Raw genomic sequence first — 18488 nt, forward strand, 5'->3', positions numbered from 1 at the left:
ATTAGAATTAAGTTATATTTATGTAAAAAGTAACAAAAATCTGTAGAAATTTATGACAAAATTTAGTACACTAACTATATGTTCTTATTTAAAATTTGAGGTTAGAATTAGAAATTACCTAGTAGAGTAAGATTTGATTAATAAAAGAATCATAAAATAAAAATATTAGTCATAAAGATTATAAATAACTTACTTAAAATAAAGCCATAGAACTTACAAAAATTAAAAAAGCATATAAATATGGAGGGATACAATGGATGAATTATTTCATATAGGAATTGATGTAGGTTCTACAACGGTGAAGGTTGTGGTACTTAATAATAGTAATAATATAATTCATAAAGAATATAGAAGACATTATTCTGATGTGAAAAAATCAGTTAAAGAAGTACTAAATGGTATATATGAAAAGTTGGGAAACATAAATACTACTATTATAATAACTGGTTCAGGTGGAATTGGAATATCAAAAAAATTAGGAATAAAATTTGTTCAGGAAGTTATATCTAGTACAAAAGCAATAGAGTATTTCTATCCTGAAACTGATGTTGTCATAGAACTTGGAGGTGAAGATGCAAAAATAACATATCTAAGTGGAGGAATAGATCAAAGAATGAATGGTATATGTGCAGGTGGCACTGGAGCATTCATAGACCAAATGGCATCACTTTTAAAGACAGATGCCAGTGGGTTAAATGAGCTTGCTAAAGGGTATAATGTTATATATCCAATAGCTTCAAGATGTGGTGTTTTTGCTAAAACAGATATTCAACCTCTTATAAATGATGGTGCTAAACAGACTGATATAGCAATGAGTATTTTCAATGCAGTTGTCGTACAAACTGTAAGTGTTCTTTCTTGTGGAAGAAAAATAGAAGGAAATGTTGCATTTTTAGGTGGTCCATTGTACTTTCTATCTGAACTTAGAGAAGCATTCAAAAAAGTCTTGGATTTAAAAGATGAAAACATAATTTTCCCAGAAAATGCACAACTTTATATTGCTATTGGAGCAGGATTATTATCAGTAGATGAAGATAGTACAGAACTAAAATCTCTGATAGAAAAATTGGATAGTATAAAGAATATTGAAGATGGCGAAGTAAATTTATTAGAACCTTTATTTAAAGATAAAAATGAGTATGAAGAATTTTCAAGAAGACATGAAAAAGAAAAAATAAATTATGTGGATATAAATTCAATTAAAAGTAATTGTTATTTAGGAATTGATGCAGGTTCAACTACAACTAAAGCAGCACTCATTGATGAAGATGGAAGACTTGTATATTCTTATTATAATAGCAATGAAGGAAACCCATTAAAAACAACTATCAAAGTTATAAATGAAATATATGATATATTGCCAAAAGACATTAAAATATTGAGTTCAACCGTAACTGGATATGGAGAAGGTCTTATCAAGAAAGCTCTTAAAATTGATAATGGAGAGATAGAAACTATAGCACATTACAAGGCTGCTAAATTTTTCAATAAAGATGTAGATTTTATACTTGATATTGGTGGTCAAGATATGAAGTGCCTAAAAATAAAGGATGGAGTAATTGACAATATAATATTAAATGAGGCTTGTTCATCAGGTTGTGGTTCATTTTTAGAGACATTTGCGAGTTCTCTGTCTATGACAATAGAAGAGTTTGCACATGAAGGGATTTATTCTCAAAATCCTGTAGATTTAGGCTCAAGATGTACTGTATTTATGAATTCTAGAGTAAAACAATCTCAAAAAGAAGGCGCAAGTGTTGGAGATATATCAGCAGGGCTATCTTATTCAGTAATAAAAAATGCTTTATTTAAAGTAATAAAGATTAGAGATTTAAATGAGATTGGTAATAATATTGTTGTACAGGGTGGAACCTTTTATAATGATTTAGTGCTTAGAAGCTTTGAAAAACTAATTGGAAAAAATGTAATTAGACCTAATATTTCAGGAATTATGGGGGCTTTTGGTTCAGCACTTATAGCAAAAGAAAAGTATGAAAGCGGATATCAAACATCTCTATTATCTAAGGAAGAATTGAATAATATCAAACTAGAAGCAAGTGTAACTAGATGTAAAGGATGCTCAAATCATTGCCTTCTTACCATAAATAAGTTTTCTGATAATGAAATTTTTATTTCAGGGAATAGATGTGAAAAGGGTGAAGCTATTTACGGCGATAAAAAAATAGGACTAGAAAAGAAAAAAAACATAAATTTATTTAAGTACAAGTACGATAGGATTTTTAGATACAAACCATTGAAAAAAGAAGAAGCAAAAAACGGGGAAATAGGGATACCAAGAGTATTAAATATGTATGAGGATTATCCATTTTGGTTTACTTTTTTCAATGATATGGGTTTTAGAGTTGTACTTTCAGATAGGTCATCAAAACGATTATATGAAACTGGTATAACTAGTATTGCATCTGAAACAGTTTGTTATCCAGGAAAATTAGTTCATGGACATATAGAAAATTTAATTGAAAAAGGGATAAAAACTATATTTTACCCAAGTGTAATAAATGAAAATAAAGAGGATTCAAATGCAGATAATTATTATAATTGTCCTGTCGTAATATCGTATTCTGAAGTAATAAAAAACAATGTAGAGAATATAAGAAATAAGAACATAAACTACATAAATCCATTTATAAGTCTAAATGATAAGGAAAAATTGAAAAAGAGACTCTATGATGAGTTATCAAGACATTTTTCTAGTATAAAAATAACTAAAGAAGAAATTAATCATGCAGTTGATAAAGCTACTGATGAGCAAAATTCATTTAAAATGGAGATACAGGCAGTAGGTGAAAGAGCACTTAAAGAAATAAAAGAAAGAAATATGAAGGGGATTGTGTTATGTGGGAGACCCTATCATATAGACCCAGAAATAAATCATGGAATGCCAGAGCTTATAAATTCTTTAGATATGGCAGTGCTTACTGAAGATTCTATATGCCATTTAGCTAATATACAAAGACCACTTAGAGTTGTAGACCAATGGGTATATCATTCAAGATTGTATAAAGCAGCTAGCTTTGTAAGAGATAAAAATTATTTGGAATTGGTTCAACTTAATTCATTTGGCTGTGGCTTAGATGCAGTAACTACAGATCAGGTTCAAGAAATACTTAATGAAAAATCGAAGATATATACTATTATAAAGATTGATGAAGGCAATAATTTAGGTGCAGCTAAGATAAGGATGAGGTCTTTAAAAGCAGCTATGTTTGAAAGAGAAAATAAAAATATAGATGTAAAAAATATAAATGTAAATAGGATACAGTATGCTAAAAATAATCGAATAACGAACAAACATACTATATTAGCACCACAAATGTCTCCAATACATTTTCAATTCCTTGAAAAAGCTGTGAACTTAAGCGGTTATAATATAGAGGTTCTAAAAGATACAGATAGTAGTGTAATTGAAGAAGGATTAAGATATGTAAATAATGATGCCTGCTATCCAGCTATAATAGTTGTAGGTCAGCTAATAACAGCATTAAAATCTGGTAAATATGATTTAAATAATACTTCTGTTGCTATAACTCAGACTGGTGGAGGTTGTAGAGCTACAAATTATATTGGATTCCTAAGAAAGGCTATGTATGATGCTGGATTTAAAGATATTCCTGTCATTGCACTTAGTGTAAATGGAATAGAAGATAGTGGTATAATGGATAATATATCACTAAAATTAATCAATAGACTTTTTATGTCTGTTGTATATGGTGATTTGTTGATGAAAGTACTCTATAGGGTAAGACCATATGAAAAAGTTACTGGAAGTGCAAATGCTCTATATGAAAAATGGGTTGATATATGTAAAACTTCTCTTGTTAAGGCAAAGATTTCTGTATTTACTAAAAATGTAAAAGATATAGTAAAGGAATTTGATAATTTAGATATATTAGATGTGAAAAAACCAAAAGTAGGCTTGGTTGGAGAAATATTGGTGAAATTCCATCCAATTGCAAATAATAATCTAGTAGATATATTAGAGCGAGAAGGTGCTGAAGCAGTCGTACCAGACCTTGCAAATTTCTTCTTAAGCTGTGCTTTCAATACTATATATAAACACACTCATTTAGAAGGAAGTAGAAAGAGTAGAATGATAGGAGAAGCATTTATATACATAACTGGAATATATCAAAAAGTGTACAAAAAAGCGCTTGATAAGAGTGAGAGATTTTATGCTCCAGGTAACATAAAAAATGTTGCAAAAAGTACAGAACCAGTAGTGTCATTAGGTAACCAAACTGGAGAAGGTTGGCTTTTAACAGGTGAGATGGTTGAATTATTAAATGAAGGTGTAGAAAATATTATTTGTATGCAACCTTTTGGATGTTTACCTAATCATATAATTGGTAAGGGTTCTATAAAAGAATTAAAGAGATTATATAAAAATGCAAATATAATACCTATTGATTATGACCCTTCTGCAAGTGAGGTAAATCAGCTTAACAGGATAAAACTTATGCTCTCTAAGGCTTTTAAAAATATTTAAGATTGATATTTTGATATGTTAAAAGTTAGTGAATTTAAAAATATATTCTATGTTAAATATTTATAAAAAAAGAGTTATCCTACCTTTTAGGGTAACTCTTTATTAATTAAAAAATTATATGTATACTGGTATTAAAGGAGGGAAGTAATATGAATTTAGTATATGATGTTTACCAATCAAAAATAGGAAATTTGTACATATTGAGTGAAGATGGTTTTATAGTTAGTGTAGATATAGGAGATGAAAAATTTAATAAGTTAAAAAACGAATATATTGAAAAAGGAATTGATATAAAGAAAAGCACAGAAGATTTAAAAGAAGCAATAAGTCAGATAGATGATTACTTCAATGGGAAAAGAAAGGTTTTTGATTTAAATATTCGTATTGAAGGGACTGAATTCCAAAAGTCAGTTTACAGGGAAATGTTAAAAATACCATATGGAGAAACATTGTATTATTCAGATATAGCAAAAAATATAAACAATCCAAAATCTGTAAGAGCAATAGGACAAGCAAGTAAATGTAATAAAATTCCAATAATAATACCTTGTCATAGAGTAGTTGGCAAAAACAATATTGGTGGATATATGGGGAATCATTCTGATTTGAAAGAGATATTATTAAATTTAGAAAAACAGAGTTAATTTAGAAAGAGATGTTTTTATTGTTAATATTTGATATAATAATGATAAAAAGAAGTATTTTTTTACAAAAATAGTAAAAATTTTATTTTAATTTACAAAACTGAGGGGGACTTTTAATGTGCAATAAGGTTATAGCATCAAAATATCATGAGAAGGGATTCAATTGTGCAGAATCAGTTATAAAAGCATATAATGAAGAATTTAATACAGATATACCAGTTTGTTTAGGAAGTGGATTAGGTTCAGGGTGTGGTGTTGCTAGTTTATGTGGTGCAGTAAATGCATCAAATATAATAATTGGATATGTAAAAGGAAGAAACCATGAAGATGAAAGTACTAAAGCTAAAGTATATGCTAAAGATTTAACTACAACAGTAAGAAAAGAGTATGGTTCAGAGCTATGTATAGACCTAAAAAAAGATTTAGTTGCATGTAGAGAAATAATGGATTTCGCATATGATAGTCTAAAGGAAACTTTAAAAAAAGAATTATAAGAAAAATAAACTATTAAGTATAAATTATTTGATAGCTTATTTTTATAGGCTATACTCAATAAATCAATAATATTTCAGAATTATTTCTTGGAAATAGAAAATGATAAAATACATTATCTAATATTAGTTAAATATTTACTATAAAAATTGAAGATTTTCTGGTTACAATTATTTATAACTAAGGTAATAAAACAACAATAGTACTAATTTTTATAGATAAATTGATTATGAAAAATTTATGTAGGTAAAATACATTGACATAAAGGTAAAATTTTATATATCAAAAGGGAATATTTACAGTAAAATGGCAGTTTTGAAATAATAAATCAAAACTGTCATTTTTATTTAAAAATCCTTTAGAAAAAGTACAATAGTGTTAATGTGTTAACTAGATAAGGTGTATATAAGAATTTGAGTAATATGATATAAAATATGTTGTAAATTAAATGTTTTCTTTGACAATATATATACAAGGATGATAATATCTATATGAATAAAAGCTAAGGTATTAAATTGGCAATATTAAATTATAAAATTATGTTATAATTACAATAAAGAATGTAATAATCTGTAGAAATTGAAAGTTAGCTATCTAAGTTTTCAAATAATTAAATCTAAACAAAATACATAATGTATGAAATAAACGATGATACTAAAATGATACTATTTTTATAGAAATTTATTAAGGTATATAATTAATGAAAATAATATATTAAATCATATAATAGATTGAGTTTTACATAAAAAAGAACTACAATCCCTATGTTATCATACAAAAGCAAAGGTGGGAATAAAAATGAAAGAAATTGATGATGCTATAACATCAGAGTATTTAAGCTATGGTATCAATGAAGATATTAGTATCTATGAAGGTAGGTTTTGCATATATTTAGATAAAAAATATAGATGTAATGGAAAAATTTATTATAAAATGACACCTCCAATATCGATAAATTTTAAAGCAGATATAGGTTGCATTGAAGAAATAGACAATGAAGATGACAATTTAGCTTTGGATTATGATAATGCTATTCTTGAAGTTCATGGATATAAAATTATTTCTATAACAATAAACATTTTAAGTGAATTTAGTATAGAAGGCTATATCAATGATGACTGTATAAAATCTAAAAACTCCTATGTTGAACATGTAGATTTTAATATAATAAACCTAGATAAAATACCTGGAAAACTCATTAAATACAATGATAAAGTATATGCAGGTAGAATTGAATTTGATATAAATGATTATATTGTAACTATAGATAAACGGTATGATTATAGAAAAGAATTCAAATCAGAGTTAAAGTCTAAATCTGGAGCAGTAATAACTCATATAGGTAGGATTAGAAGAAAAGATGGTAGAATTTTTAGAACAAATAATACAATAAATCTTTTAGATAGAATATCAACAGCTTTGAGCTTTATGTGTGGAAGATATGTAGGATTTTGTTTGGGCAAAGGGTATAGAAGTGGTAATGAAGTTTATAGAATATGGAATGAAAATCAAATATCTCCTTTTAGGTATGTGCCAACATGGTCAGATACACTTTCAAATTATCATAATATGGAAAAATATATAAGTCTTATGTGTAAAAAGTTAGAAGATTTTTATTATGGTTCTGCTATAAAGAGTGTTGTTGATTGGTATATAGAATCTCTTGGAAGTGTGACTATGGAAAACAACATAATATCTGTACAAATTGCACTTGAAACTTTATCATATGTGATTCTAGTGGAACAAAATAGGGTGCTTACAGATGAAGCTTTTGACTGTAATTTAGCATCTAGAAATATAAGACTGTTACTTGATATATGTAAGATACCATATGGCAAACATGAATTAAATATATTTGATAATATAATAAAAAATAAATTTGATGATGGAGTGGATTTAGTTATTTATTTAAGAAATAGCATAGTTCATCCAAGCAGAAAAACTCATAGAGCTGTGTTAGAAGTTGAAGATATTTGGAATACAATTTCAATAGGAACGAGATATATTGAGCTTGTTTTACTTTTTACTTTAGGTTATAGAGGAGAATATTCCAATAGATTGGTAGAAAGATGTTATGGTGAAGTGGAAGTTGTACCTTGGAACTAGATTTTTATATTTATTTTAAAATATATATTGACAAATATTGCCTTATGCTATAAAATCAATATCATAATAATTCAAAATAACATTAAATGCTGAGAAAAGAAATAGTAAAAGTAGTTAATCTTAAACAGAGAGTTTCCGATTGGTGAGAGGAGCAATAGATTTTACTTTGAACACATCTTTGAGCAGGACTCTGAAAGAGTAGAAATACTTTATTAGGAGCTTTCCGGAATCCTTGCACCCGTTATAGTGCTAGAGTATAATTATTGTACTTAAAGAGGTTAGTGTCGTGAGGCATTAATAAACAGAGGTGGAACCACGAGAGTTAACTCCCGTCCTCTAGCAGAAGCTAGAGGCGGGAGTTTTTTAATATAATTTTTTAAGCGCGCAGAGAATTATATTGCAACATATACATTTTTTGAAAATAATCAAAATATTTAAAAATTTAAAATGAGAGGGAGAATATTATGAAAAATATATTTAAAAAATTAGGAATATTTACAATTATGTTAGGCTTATTAGGTGGAATAGTAGGTTGTTCAAAACCAGATACTGAAAAGGATAAGGATGTTTCAAAAGAATCTAAGAAAGAAGTAATTGTAGGATTTGATAATACATTTGTACCAATGGGATTTTTGGATGAAAAGGGAGATACAGTAGGATTTGATGTAGATTTAGCTAAAGAAACATTTAAAAGACTTGGAATGGAAGTTAAGTTCCAGCCTATAGATTGGTCAATGAAGGAAACTGAACTAAATGATTCAAAAACTGTAGATGTATTATGGAATGGATATTCTATAACTGATGAAAGAAAGAAAATAGTATCATATACAGAGCCATATTTACAAAATAAGCAGATAATAGTTACTCTAAGTGATTCAAAAGTAAATTCAAAAGCTGATTTAAAAGATAAAGAAGTTGGGACTCAACAGGGTTCAACAGCACTTGATGCAGTGGAAAAGGATAAAGATTTTATGAATAACTTAAAAGGTGGAGCACCAGTTCTTTATGATACTTATGATAAAGCACTTAGAGATTTAGAGATAGGTAGAACTAGTGCAGTTGTTGGTGATGAAGTTTTAATTAGATACTATATGGGACAAAAGGGTGAAGATAAATATAAAGTATTAAAAGATGATTTTGGATTAGAAGATTATGTTGTAGCAACTTCTAAAGAAAATCCAGAACTTTGTGAGAAAATAAATGAAACATTAAAAGAAATGAAAAAAGATGGAACTTTTGAAAAAATTTATGATAAGTGGTTTAAATAAAAGATGAGTTAGCTGTTAAGAAGGGGGCACTAAAGGCATGTTACAAGGTTTAGAGATAGTTATAGCAATGTTTTGTATAACATTGATAGTATCAATTCCATTGGGGATTGGAGTTGCATTTTTAAGGTTATCAAAAAATAAATTAATAAGCGGTATTACACAATGTTATATATTGATAATGAGAGGTACACCTTTACTTTTACAAATGATAGTCATATTTTATGGATTACCTCTTTTAGGAATTGTATTTGACAGATTTACAGCTGGAATAGTAGCTTTCTTCTTAAATTATGCAGCATATTTTGCAGAAATATTTAGAGGTGGAATACAGTCAATAGATAGAGGACAATATGAAGCTTCAAAAGTACTAGGATTTGATAAATTTACTATGTATAAGAGAATAATCTTTCCACAAGTTTTTAAAAGAATATTAGCACCTATTTCAAATGAAGTAATCACATTAGTGAAAGACACATCTTTAGTATATATATTAGGATTAAATGATATTTTAAGAATATCTCAAATAGCAATGAACAGAGAAGCAAGTCTGTTACCATTATTTGAGGCAGGAGCAATATATCTTGTATTTGTAGCTATACTTACTAAGGGATTTGAATTACTTGAAAAAAAATATTCTTATTACAGATAAAGTTACAATATTATAGGAGGAGGTTTTTTATATGTTGAAAATCAAAAACTTAAATAAATCATTTAAAAAAAATAAAGTACTTAAAGATATTTCTTTTGAATTAGAAAAAGGTCAGATTGGAGTTTTACTTGGCAAGTCTGGTGCAGGAAAGACCACAATATTGAGATGCATAAATGGTCTTGAAGAATTTGATAGTGGAGAGATTATAATAGATAATGAGGTAATAAAAAATAAGAAAGATATGACAAAAATACGAGGGAAAATAGGTATGGTTTTTCAAAACTTTAATTTGTTTCCTCATATGACGGTACTTGAAAATATAATTGAATCTCCAGTTAATGTTTTTAAAGTTCCTAGAAAAGAGGCTGAAGAGAGGGCTAGAGAACTTTTAAGATTAGTTGATTTAGAAGATAAACTAAATTCCTATCCATTTGAATTGTCAGGAGGACAGCAACAGAGAGTTGCAATAGCTAGGTCATGTGCATTAATGCCAAAAGTTCTTTGTTTTGATGAACCTACGTCTGCACTTGATATTGATACTATTCAAAGAGTAGTCAATATAATGAATAGACTTAAAGATAAAGGTATGACTATACTAATAATTACACATGATGTTGTCTTCTCAAATAATGTTGCAGATAAAATTATAAGTATAAAAGATGGTATAGTAGAAAATGTTCAAATAAAAGAAAAAATTGTTTAGGGTTTTATAAATATAAATTACGGCATAATTTTATAATATAAATAACGGGCAAGTAAAATCAAATATACTATGTCCTTTTATTATTCCAAAATTTAATTTTATACTGAATGTTTAAGTTAGATTCAATCCATAATAAAAATATTATTTAAATATCCAATGCAAAGAAATGCTTACTTTGAAATATGATAATTTTTTATGTTGAAAGCTTATAATGATTGTGATATAAATTGGTTATAGTATACAAATTATGGGTATAAAAATAAAAAATTAGAGAGGAAGTTTTATACAATGGTTAAATTATATGGATATACAAAATGCTCTACTGTTAAAAAAGCAAAAAATTGGCTTAAGGAAAATGACTTAGAATTTGAAGATATAGATATGGTTCAAAATCCTCCTAGTAAAGAGGAATTGGAATCAATTTATAAGATTAGTGGATACGACATAAAGAAATTTTTTAATACAAGTGGTATGAAATATAGAGAATTAGGTCTTAAAGATGTTGTAAAAACTGAATCTGATGATAAACTTTTAGAAATATTGGTAAGTGATGGTATGCTTATTAAAAGACCATTACTTTTTGATGGTAAAAATGTGTTGCTAGGTTTTAAAGAAGATGTATGGAAAAGTACTTTGCTAAAAAAAGATTAGAAGTATGTAGGTGTATTGATTAAAATTATTAATTAATACACCTATAAATTTATATATCAAATCTAATTTTTATAGATATAAATTAGTAAATTCAAATCAAAGAAATTCATATCAATAAACATATTACTTCTTATTAAAAATAGTGTTGCGTATTTTATTTGAAATAGTATAATATTACAACGAATTATTACAAAATCACTTATTATTAACCATGAACATTTGTTTTGTACTATTATATTTATATATAAGAGAATTGTCATAAAAAATATCTTACTCATACAAATTAATACAAAAAATAGAATGAATTTTTATTTTATATAAGTATATTTTGTAAATTGCATCTCTATTTATAGTTTTACAAATAATAATGGTATTAAAAAATTTGATGATTTATGTAGGCAAATAGTGAATTATTGATGACTTTTAAACATATTACTATGTTACACTATTTTTTATATATAGTGTAGTACAGTAATATGCTTAAATTATAAAGATTAAAAATGCTTTGGTATTATATTAACGCACTTAAAGGTAATTCTAATTTATAAAATAAATGCTTTATATGTTATAATCATTAAGAGTATAAAAAATAATATATAGTTTTATGTTTCATATTTTCCAGATGTGGAGGTAGATTTTGTGAAGGAAAAAGAAAAATTAGATAAATTAAAAGAAAAATTACTTGAATTAGGTAGTGTTGTAGTCGCTTATTCTGGAGGAGTAGATAGTAATTTTTTACTTAAGGTGGCAAAAGATACATTAGGTGAAAATGTTATAGCTGTAACTATTCATGCAATGATGCATTCGAGTAGAGAAATTGAAGAAGCTAAACAATATACTCAAAATTTTGGTGTTAAACATATCATATTAAACATAGAAAACTTTGACTTAAAAGAATTTAAAGAAAATGGTGTTGATAGATGTTACCATTGTAAAAAATATATATTCTCTAAAATAAAAGAGGTAGCAAAAGAACATAATATAAAGTACATAGTAGATGGGACAAATATAGATGATTTAGGAGACTATAGACCTGGGCTTAAAGCACTGAGTGAACTAGGAGTAATTAGTCCATTAAAAGAAAGTAGTTTGACAAAAGATGAAATTAGGTCATTTTCAAAACTCTTGGGATTAAAGACTTTTAATAAACCATCATTTGCATGCCTTGCAAGTAGAATTCCTTATGGAGTTGAAATAACAGATGAAAATCTAAGAATAGTAGAAAAGAGTGAAGAATATTTATCCGATTTAGGTTTTTCTCAATTTAGAGTGAGAATGCATGGAGATATAGCCAGAATAGAAGTTGGACAAGAAGAATTAGGTAAGTTTTTTGAAAATAACAATTTTAATAAAGTTGACACTAAATTAAAAATATTTGGCTTTAAATATGTTACACTAGATATGTCAGGATATAAAATGGGAAGTATGAATCTAAATGTGTAGATTATTTGAAAAATAAATAAGTTTTGTAGTTAACATAGGAAACAGGAGGTTTTATGAAAAATTATACATTAATATCGCCATGTTTTTTTGGGATGGAAAAAATGCTGGCTAGAGAGATTACTAATTTAGGATATGAAATAATAAAAACAGAAGATGGAAGAATAACATATAAAACTGATGAGTTTGGAATAGCAAAATCAAATATGTGGTTAAGATGTGCTGAAAGAGTACATCTTAAAATTGCTGAATTTGAGGCAAAAAGCTTTGATGAGTTATTTGAAAATACGAAAAGAATAAACTGGTCTAGATATATACCTTATGGAGCTCAATTTCCTATATCTAAAGCTTCTTCTATTAAATCAAAATTATACAGTACGCCAGATGTACAAGCTATAGTAAAAAAGGCTATAGTAGAAAGCTTAAAGAAAAGCTATTTGGAAGATGGTTTGCTTAAGGAAGATAAGGAGAAGTACCCTGTCTTTGTATTTATACACAAAGATAAAGTAACTATTTCTATAGACACAACAGGAGATGCTTTGCATAAGAGAGGATATAGAGAAAAAGCAAATAAAGCCCCAATAAGAGAGACTTTAGCTGCTGGACTTATTTATTTAACTCCGTGGAAAGCAGGTAGAGTTTTAGTGGACCCAATGTGTGGTTCTGGAACTATATTGATTGAAGCAGCTATGATTGGTATAAATATGGCACCTGGTTTAAATAGAGAATTTATATCAGAAAAATGGAGAACTCTCGATAAAAAAATCTGGTGGGATGTAAGAAAAGATGCCTTTAATAAGATAGATAATGAATCTAAATTTAAGATTTATGGATATGATATAGATGCAGAATGTATAGATATAGCTCGAGAAAATGCTGAAATAGCAGGTGTAGATGAATATATAGAATTTAATGTAGGAGATGCAACTCAATTTAAAAGTGAAGATGAGTTTGGATTTATAATCACTAATCCTCCTTATGGAGAAAGGTTAGAAGATAAAGATAGCGTTAAACAATTGTATAAGGAGCTTGGTTATGCATTTAGAAAATTAAAAAATTGGTCATATTATTTGATAACATCTTATGAAGATTTTGAATATGAGTTTGGGCAAAAGGCAGATAAAAAAAGAAAATTGTATAATGGTATGTTAAAAACTAACTTTTTCCAATATCCAGGTCCTAAGCCTCCTAGAAATAATAAATAAGTTTTACAGTATTCATTTATAAAAATATAAAGTTTTATTAAAATAAGTAAAACATTATAACGACTTGAAACGTCTAATTATTGTGAGGAGATTTTTGTGACCAAATTTAAAGATTTATAGGATTAGGAGGAGTTAAATGAAAGTATTAAAGCTTGTTACTGTAGTAGCCTTAATGATGTTATTTGTTACTGGGTGTAATGTAAAGACTGAATCTCCAGAACAATTAGCAAAGATACCTGACTATGATGATACAAAAAAAGTATTGTATGATGGTATTGACCAGTTACTAAAACCGGATTCATCTATGATATTGCCTTCTAATACAAAAGAAGTAGGAAAAATAAATAAGGTAGATTTAAACAGCGATGGAGTTGATGAATTAGTAGTATTTGAACAAAAAGAAGATTTGAGCAATAATATTAGTCAGGTAGGGTTTGTAACCTTGAGTTACAATGGAGAAAAATACGTACTTGGAGACCATTTTTTAGAAAATGGTGAATCAATAGAATATGCTAATTTTTATGATTTGGACTCAGATGGATATAAGGAAGTTATCTTATTGATTAAATCCAAAGACAAAACGAATATGCATATATATAAAGTAATAGATAATGAAATAACAAAAATATATGACTTGGATGCATCATGGCTTCAAAATAAAGAAGATTTTAATGACATGAAAGTAAAAATTGGATATATAGATGGAGATGACAAATTAGATATATTGATGCTTCATTTGAATAATAAGACTAATGAAATGTTTGCAAGTGTTGCAAATTTTGATGAGAGTATGAAAATCAAAGACTATGTTAAGTTTGAAAATGTAAAAAATTTAAGCGAACTATATATAACATTAGGTAATGTCGCTTCATCTATTGGAAATTCCTCGGCAGCTATAAAAGGCGTTGTACTTGATATACCTATATTGAAAGATAATAACTATATTACACAGATACTTTATATGAAAGATGGAAAAATTAACAAAGCTTTTAGTGATTATGATAAAACTATTACTAAATCTTATTATATACCTGTAGATGATATTGATAAAGATAAGATTATAGAAATACCTATAGTAGCAGGAAATACAGGGAATAATAGAAATACTTATAGCTCTAAGGCATCTGCAAATATAAGTTGGTATAGATGGAATGGAAATGAAGGTGCTAACTCGAGTTTAATATTTACAAGTCAGATATATTATAATTATAAATATAATTTTAAATTATTTATTCCAAATAATTTATTTGATAAAATACTTGTTGAACAGGAATTTGTTGGAGAAAAAGCAGTATTTAAATTTTACTATTTTGACTATTCAGATCGTAAGAATTTATTTAATATAGTAGTAGAGAGTAAAAACAAACTTGAAGATAGAAAAAATACAGGTACTCAAAACTCTATTGTACTTCAAGAGAGCGATGAATATACTTTCTTACTAGTTGTAAACAATGCAAATGAAATGGATAAGCTAGATATGACTATAGACGCATTAAAAGAATATTTCTCATTAATATATGGTTAATATTATACTCAATTGGAGGTTTTATTTTATGAAGGAAAAGATACTTATACTAGAAGATGAAATTGGGATTAGAAGTTTTGTCAGTATAAACTTAAAAAGAGAAGGTTACGAGATAGTTGAGGCAGGTACTGGGAGAGAAGCTATAGAAAAAATGACAACAGAAAGTGATATTACAATAGCTCTTTTAGATGTGATGCTTCCAGATATAAGTGGAATAGAAGTATGTAAATTTATAAGGGAGAATTTTGACCAAGTAGGTATAATAATGCTTACTGCTAAAGCTCAAGAGGATGATAAAATAGAAGGATTTATTTCAGGTGCAGACGATTATATTATAAAACCATTTAGTATAAAAGAGCTTTTAGTCAGAGTTTCTGCTCTTCTTAGAAGAGTAGCAAAGGATGATTCAAGTGTTAAGTCGAGTGAGATAGTTTCTCCACCATTTATACTTGATATAGACAAAAGAAAATTATTTAAAAATGGAAAGGAAATTGAGCTTACACCAACTGAATTTTCAATAGTGAAATATCTAATATCAAATGCTAAACAGTCGTTAAGTAGAGACCAGATATTAGACGAAGTATGGGGAACTAACTATTTATATGATTTTAAAATAGTCGATGTAAATATAAGAAGGATAAGAAATAAAATAGAAGATGACCCATCAAAACCAAAATATATACAAACTATTTGGGGTTATGGATACTGTTTTAGAAAGGAAGAGTAATAGTGTTACATTTTGAAGGTCTGCGAAAAAAAGTAATAAAAAACTATTTTATAATAATTATTATAATGGTTACTCTGTTTGAAGGAGTGTTTATGTTTTATATACAAAACTATTATTATGATTCTGTCAAACAACTACTTGAATCTGAAATAAAATATACTGATGAATATAATGCTATTACAATGGAAACTACAAGTTTTGAGAAAAAAGTAAAAAATATATTTGATAAACAACCCTTAACTAAGAATTCAGAATTTGGAATTTCAATAATAGATAAGGATAAAAATATTATATTAGACCAATATGGTTTTAAAAGTAAAGAAAAAGCAAATTATGAAGACGTTAACAATGCACTAAAAGATATAAAAACCAAAAATTTAACACCATATACCTATAGAATACAAGATACAGGAGAGCATGTTATGAGTATCTCCTTACCACTTAAGGTAAATAATATAATAGAAGGTGTTGTTAGATATACAGTTTCATTAGATGCTATTGATAATGCAATATTAAAGCAAGCTACATGGCTTATATTAGCGGGTATATTTATACTTATTATAGCAATACTAATAAGTCTTAAATTTGCTGAGACTCTTATAAAACCATTACGAGAGTTAAAGAAGTTTGCAAATGAATTGGCTGTAGGAAATTACAATATAAAATTAGAAAAAATGAAAATTGTAGATGATGAAATTGGTGATTTAGCACAGACATTTGAATATATGGCACATGAGATTGATAAGAGTGAAAAATTAAAAGAAGAATTTATATCCTCTGTATCTCATGAACTAAGGACTCCTCTTACATCCATAAAAGGGTGGAGTGAAACTTTAGGTTATGAAAGTATAACAAGAGAAGAGTTAGACTTAGGTCTAGGTATCATACAAGATGAAACGGAAAGACTTATAAAACTAGTTGAAGAGTTGTTGGACTTTTCAAGACTTTCTTCAGATAGGATAAAGCTTCATGTTGATATAGTTGATGTTGAAGGCTTGGTTGTAGGTGTTGTAAATCAACTTAAAGTTAAAGCAGCCGAAAAGGATATATCACTTTTATTTGAATTTGAAAATGAGTTTATAGAAAATATTCAAGGAGATAAGAACCGATTAAGACAAGTTCTTATAAATTTAATACAAAATTCATTTAAATTTACCAGTCAAGGTGGTTACATAAAAGTTGTAGCTTCTCAGGATGAAGAGATAACGACCATATCAGTTGAGGATAATGGTTCAGGTATAGAAAAGCAAAATCTAAATAAAGTGTTAGATAAATTCTTCCAAGAAGATTATAATAAGGCTGGTAGTGGATTAGGACTAGCAATCAGTAATGAAATTGTAAAACTTCATGGTGGAAGAATGAAAATAGAAAGTGAAAAAAATGTAGGAACAAAAATAACTTTTAATATAAAAAATAAGTTTGCTAAACAAGCATAAATTCTTAGAAAGAGGATTAAAATGAGAAACATAAAAATGATAGTAGCATATGATGGCTCAAGATATAAAGGGTATCAAAAACTAGGTGATAATAATATGACGATACAAGAAAAACTTGAAACAGTCTTAAGTAAAATGACTAATGAAACAGTTGAGATAATTGGTTCTGGTAGAACTGATATGGGAGCTCATGCGAGAGGACAAGTGATAAATTTTAGAACTAATTGTATGGATTCAGTGGACAAAATTCAAAAATACTTATATGAATATTTACCAGAAGATATAGTTGTAAAAGCTGTTGAAGAAGTTGATGAAAGATTTCACTCAAGATACAATGTAAAATCAAAGACTTATATGTATAGAATTGACAATAATAAATATCACAATCCTTTTATAAGAAAATATGCTACTCATGTAAGTAAAAAATTAGATTTAGATAGGATGAGAAAAGCAAGTGAATATTTAATAGGAGAACATGATTTTACTAGTTTTGCTTCTTCTAAATCTAAGAAAAAATCAAATGTAAGAGAAATTTATTCAATAAATATAAAAGAAGACGATAATATTGTAGAAATATATATAGAAGGAAATGGATTTTTGTATAACATGGTAAGAATAATAGTAGGTGCTTTGATGGATGTTGGACTAAAAAGAATAGCTCCACAAGATATTAAGTATATGCTTGAATCTAAGGATAGACGTCAATCATCAGATACTGCACCAGCTAAAGGGCTATGTCTTTGGAAAGTAAGATATTAGTCAATTATATAAAACTCTTTTTAAAATAAAAAATAAAATAAATTATATAGTTGACATAAATGGAAAAATAAACTATTATATACTTTATAAGAGAGATGTAAAACTTTATATTTAAATCCTGTGAGAAAGAGAGTAACTTCTATGTGTTTTATAGAGAGCTGAGGATGGTGGAAGCTTAGCAAATGAATATTAGTGAAAAGAACTTTGGAGGATACTAATTGAATTTAGTATGTTAGTAGGTAATCTCGCCTTAAGAGAAAGAGTGGATAAGTTTATCTTATCAATTAGAGTGGTAACGCGGATATATTTCGTCTCTTGGTTTTTCCAAGAGGCGTTTTTTAATATATTAATTACTAATATTTATTTAGTATGTTGA

At 27.4% G+C, this 18488-nt stretch carries 14 protein-coding genes and 2 other annotated features; all 14 genes read left to right on the forward strand.

Going from position 1 to position 18488, the window contains the following annotated elements:
* The first annotated feature begins 253 nt into the window (after nucleotides 1-253).
* The 14 genes from IR152_RS04520 (at nucleotide 254) to truA (ending at nucleotide 18112) form a co-directional block, all read left to right on the forward strand.
* Nucleotides 254-4507 carry a 2-hydroxyacyl-CoA dehydratase gene (locus tag IR152_RS04520; RefSeq protein WP_227450614.1) on the forward strand — a complete coding sequence of 1418 codons (4254 nt, stop codon included), beginning with the start codon at nucleotides 254-256 and terminating at the stop codon, nucleotides 4505-4507.
* A gap of 149 nt (nucleotides 4508-4656) precedes the next feature.
* Nucleotides 4657-5151 (forward strand): methylated-DNA--[protein]-cysteine S-methyltransferase, encoded by a 495-nt coding sequence (locus IR152_RS04525; RefSeq protein ID WP_227450615.1) that lies wholly within the window; start codon nucleotides 4657-4659, stop codon nucleotides 5149-5151.
* A gap of 116 nt (nucleotides 5152-5267) precedes the next feature.
* Nucleotides 5268-5645, forward strand: coding sequence for a C-GCAxxG-C-C family (seleno)protein (locus tag IR152_RS04530; protein ID WP_054270252.1), 378 nt, complete (start codon nucleotides 5268-5270; stop codon nucleotides 5643-5645).
* A 796-nt stretch (nucleotides 5646-6441) separates the two neighbouring features.
* The gene (locus tag IR152_RS04535) at nucleotides 6442-7749 is read left to right on the forward strand and encodes a hypothetical protein (protein WP_227450617.1); all 1308 of its coding nucleotides are present in this window, start codon (nucleotides 6442-6444) and stop codon (nucleotides 7747-7749) included.
* A gap of 82 nt (nucleotides 7750-7831) precedes the next feature.
* Nucleotides 7832-8089, forward strand: a binding site (T-box leader).
* 124 nt (nucleotides 8090-8213) lie between these two features.
* Entirely contained in the window at nucleotides 8214-9017 is an 804-nt protein-coding gene (locus IR152_RS04540) for an amino acid ABC transporter substrate-binding protein (protein WP_227450618.1), read from the forward strand.
* Nucleotides 9018-9054: 37 nt separating this feature from the next.
* Entirely contained in the window at nucleotides 9055-9666 is a 612-nt protein-coding gene (locus tag IR152_RS04545; RefSeq protein WP_227450619.1) for an amino acid ABC transporter permease, read from the forward strand.
* A gap of 31 nt (nucleotides 9667-9697) precedes the next feature.
* A complete protein-coding gene (locus tag IR152_RS04550; protein ID WP_227450620.1) occupies nucleotides 9698-10369 on the forward strand; it encodes an amino acid ABC transporter ATP-binding protein in 672 nt (223 codons plus the stop codon).
* A gap of 288 nt (nucleotides 10370-10657) precedes the next feature.
* On the forward strand, nucleotides 10658-11020 hold the full coding sequence (locus IR152_RS04555) for an arsenate reductase family protein (protein WP_227450621.1): 363 nt from the start codon (nucleotides 10658-10660) through the stop codon (nucleotides 11018-11020).
* Nucleotides 11021-11659: 639 nt separating this feature from the next.
* The gene (gene larE / locus IR152_RS04560) at nucleotides 11660-12463 is read left to right on the forward strand and encodes an ATP-dependent sacrificial sulfur transferase LarE (RefSeq protein WP_227450622.1); all 804 of its coding nucleotides are present in this window, start codon (nucleotides 11660-11662) and stop codon (nucleotides 12461-12463) included.
* A gap of 53 nt (nucleotides 12464-12516) precedes the next feature.
* Complete coding sequence (locus IR152_RS04565; RefSeq protein WP_227450623.1) at nucleotides 12517-13665, forward strand: THUMP domain-containing class I SAM-dependent RNA methyltransferase; 1149 nt, start codon at nucleotides 12517-12519, stop codon at nucleotides 13663-13665.
* Nucleotides 13666-13801: 136 nt separating this feature from the next.
* Nucleotides 13802-15190, forward strand: coding sequence for a hypothetical protein (locus tag IR152_RS04570; protein WP_227450624.1), 1389 nt, complete (start codon nucleotides 13802-13804; stop codon nucleotides 15188-15190).
* Nucleotides 15191-15218: 28 nt separating this feature from the next.
* Complete coding sequence (walR, locus tag IR152_RS04575) at nucleotides 15219-15917, forward strand: cell wall metabolism DNA-binding response regulator WalR (protein WP_054270262.1); 699 nt, start codon at nucleotides 15219-15221, stop codon at nucleotides 15915-15917.
* Nucleotides 15918-15919: 2 nt separating this feature from the next.
* Nucleotides 15920-17353 (forward strand): cell wall metabolism sensor histidine kinase WalK, encoded by a 1434-nt coding sequence (gene walK, locus IR152_RS04580; protein ID WP_227450625.1) that lies wholly within the window; start codon nucleotides 15920-15922, stop codon nucleotides 17351-17353.
* 21 nt (nucleotides 17354-17374) lie between these two features.
* The gene (gene truA / locus IR152_RS04585) at nucleotides 17375-18112 is read left to right on the forward strand and encodes a tRNA pseudouridine(38-40) synthase TruA (RefSeq protein WP_227450626.1); all 738 of its coding nucleotides are present in this window, start codon (nucleotides 17375-17377) and stop codon (nucleotides 18110-18112) included.
* A gap of 111 nt (nucleotides 18113-18223) precedes the next feature.
* Nucleotides 18224-18431: a binding site (T-box leader), on the forward strand.
* Nucleotides 18432-18488 lie beyond the last annotated feature (57 nt).

It is taken from the genome of Clostridioides sp. ES-S-0108-01 (assembly GCF_020662285.1).
Lineage (GTDB): Bacteria > Bacillota > Clostridia > Peptostreptococcales > Peptostreptococcaceae > Clostridioides.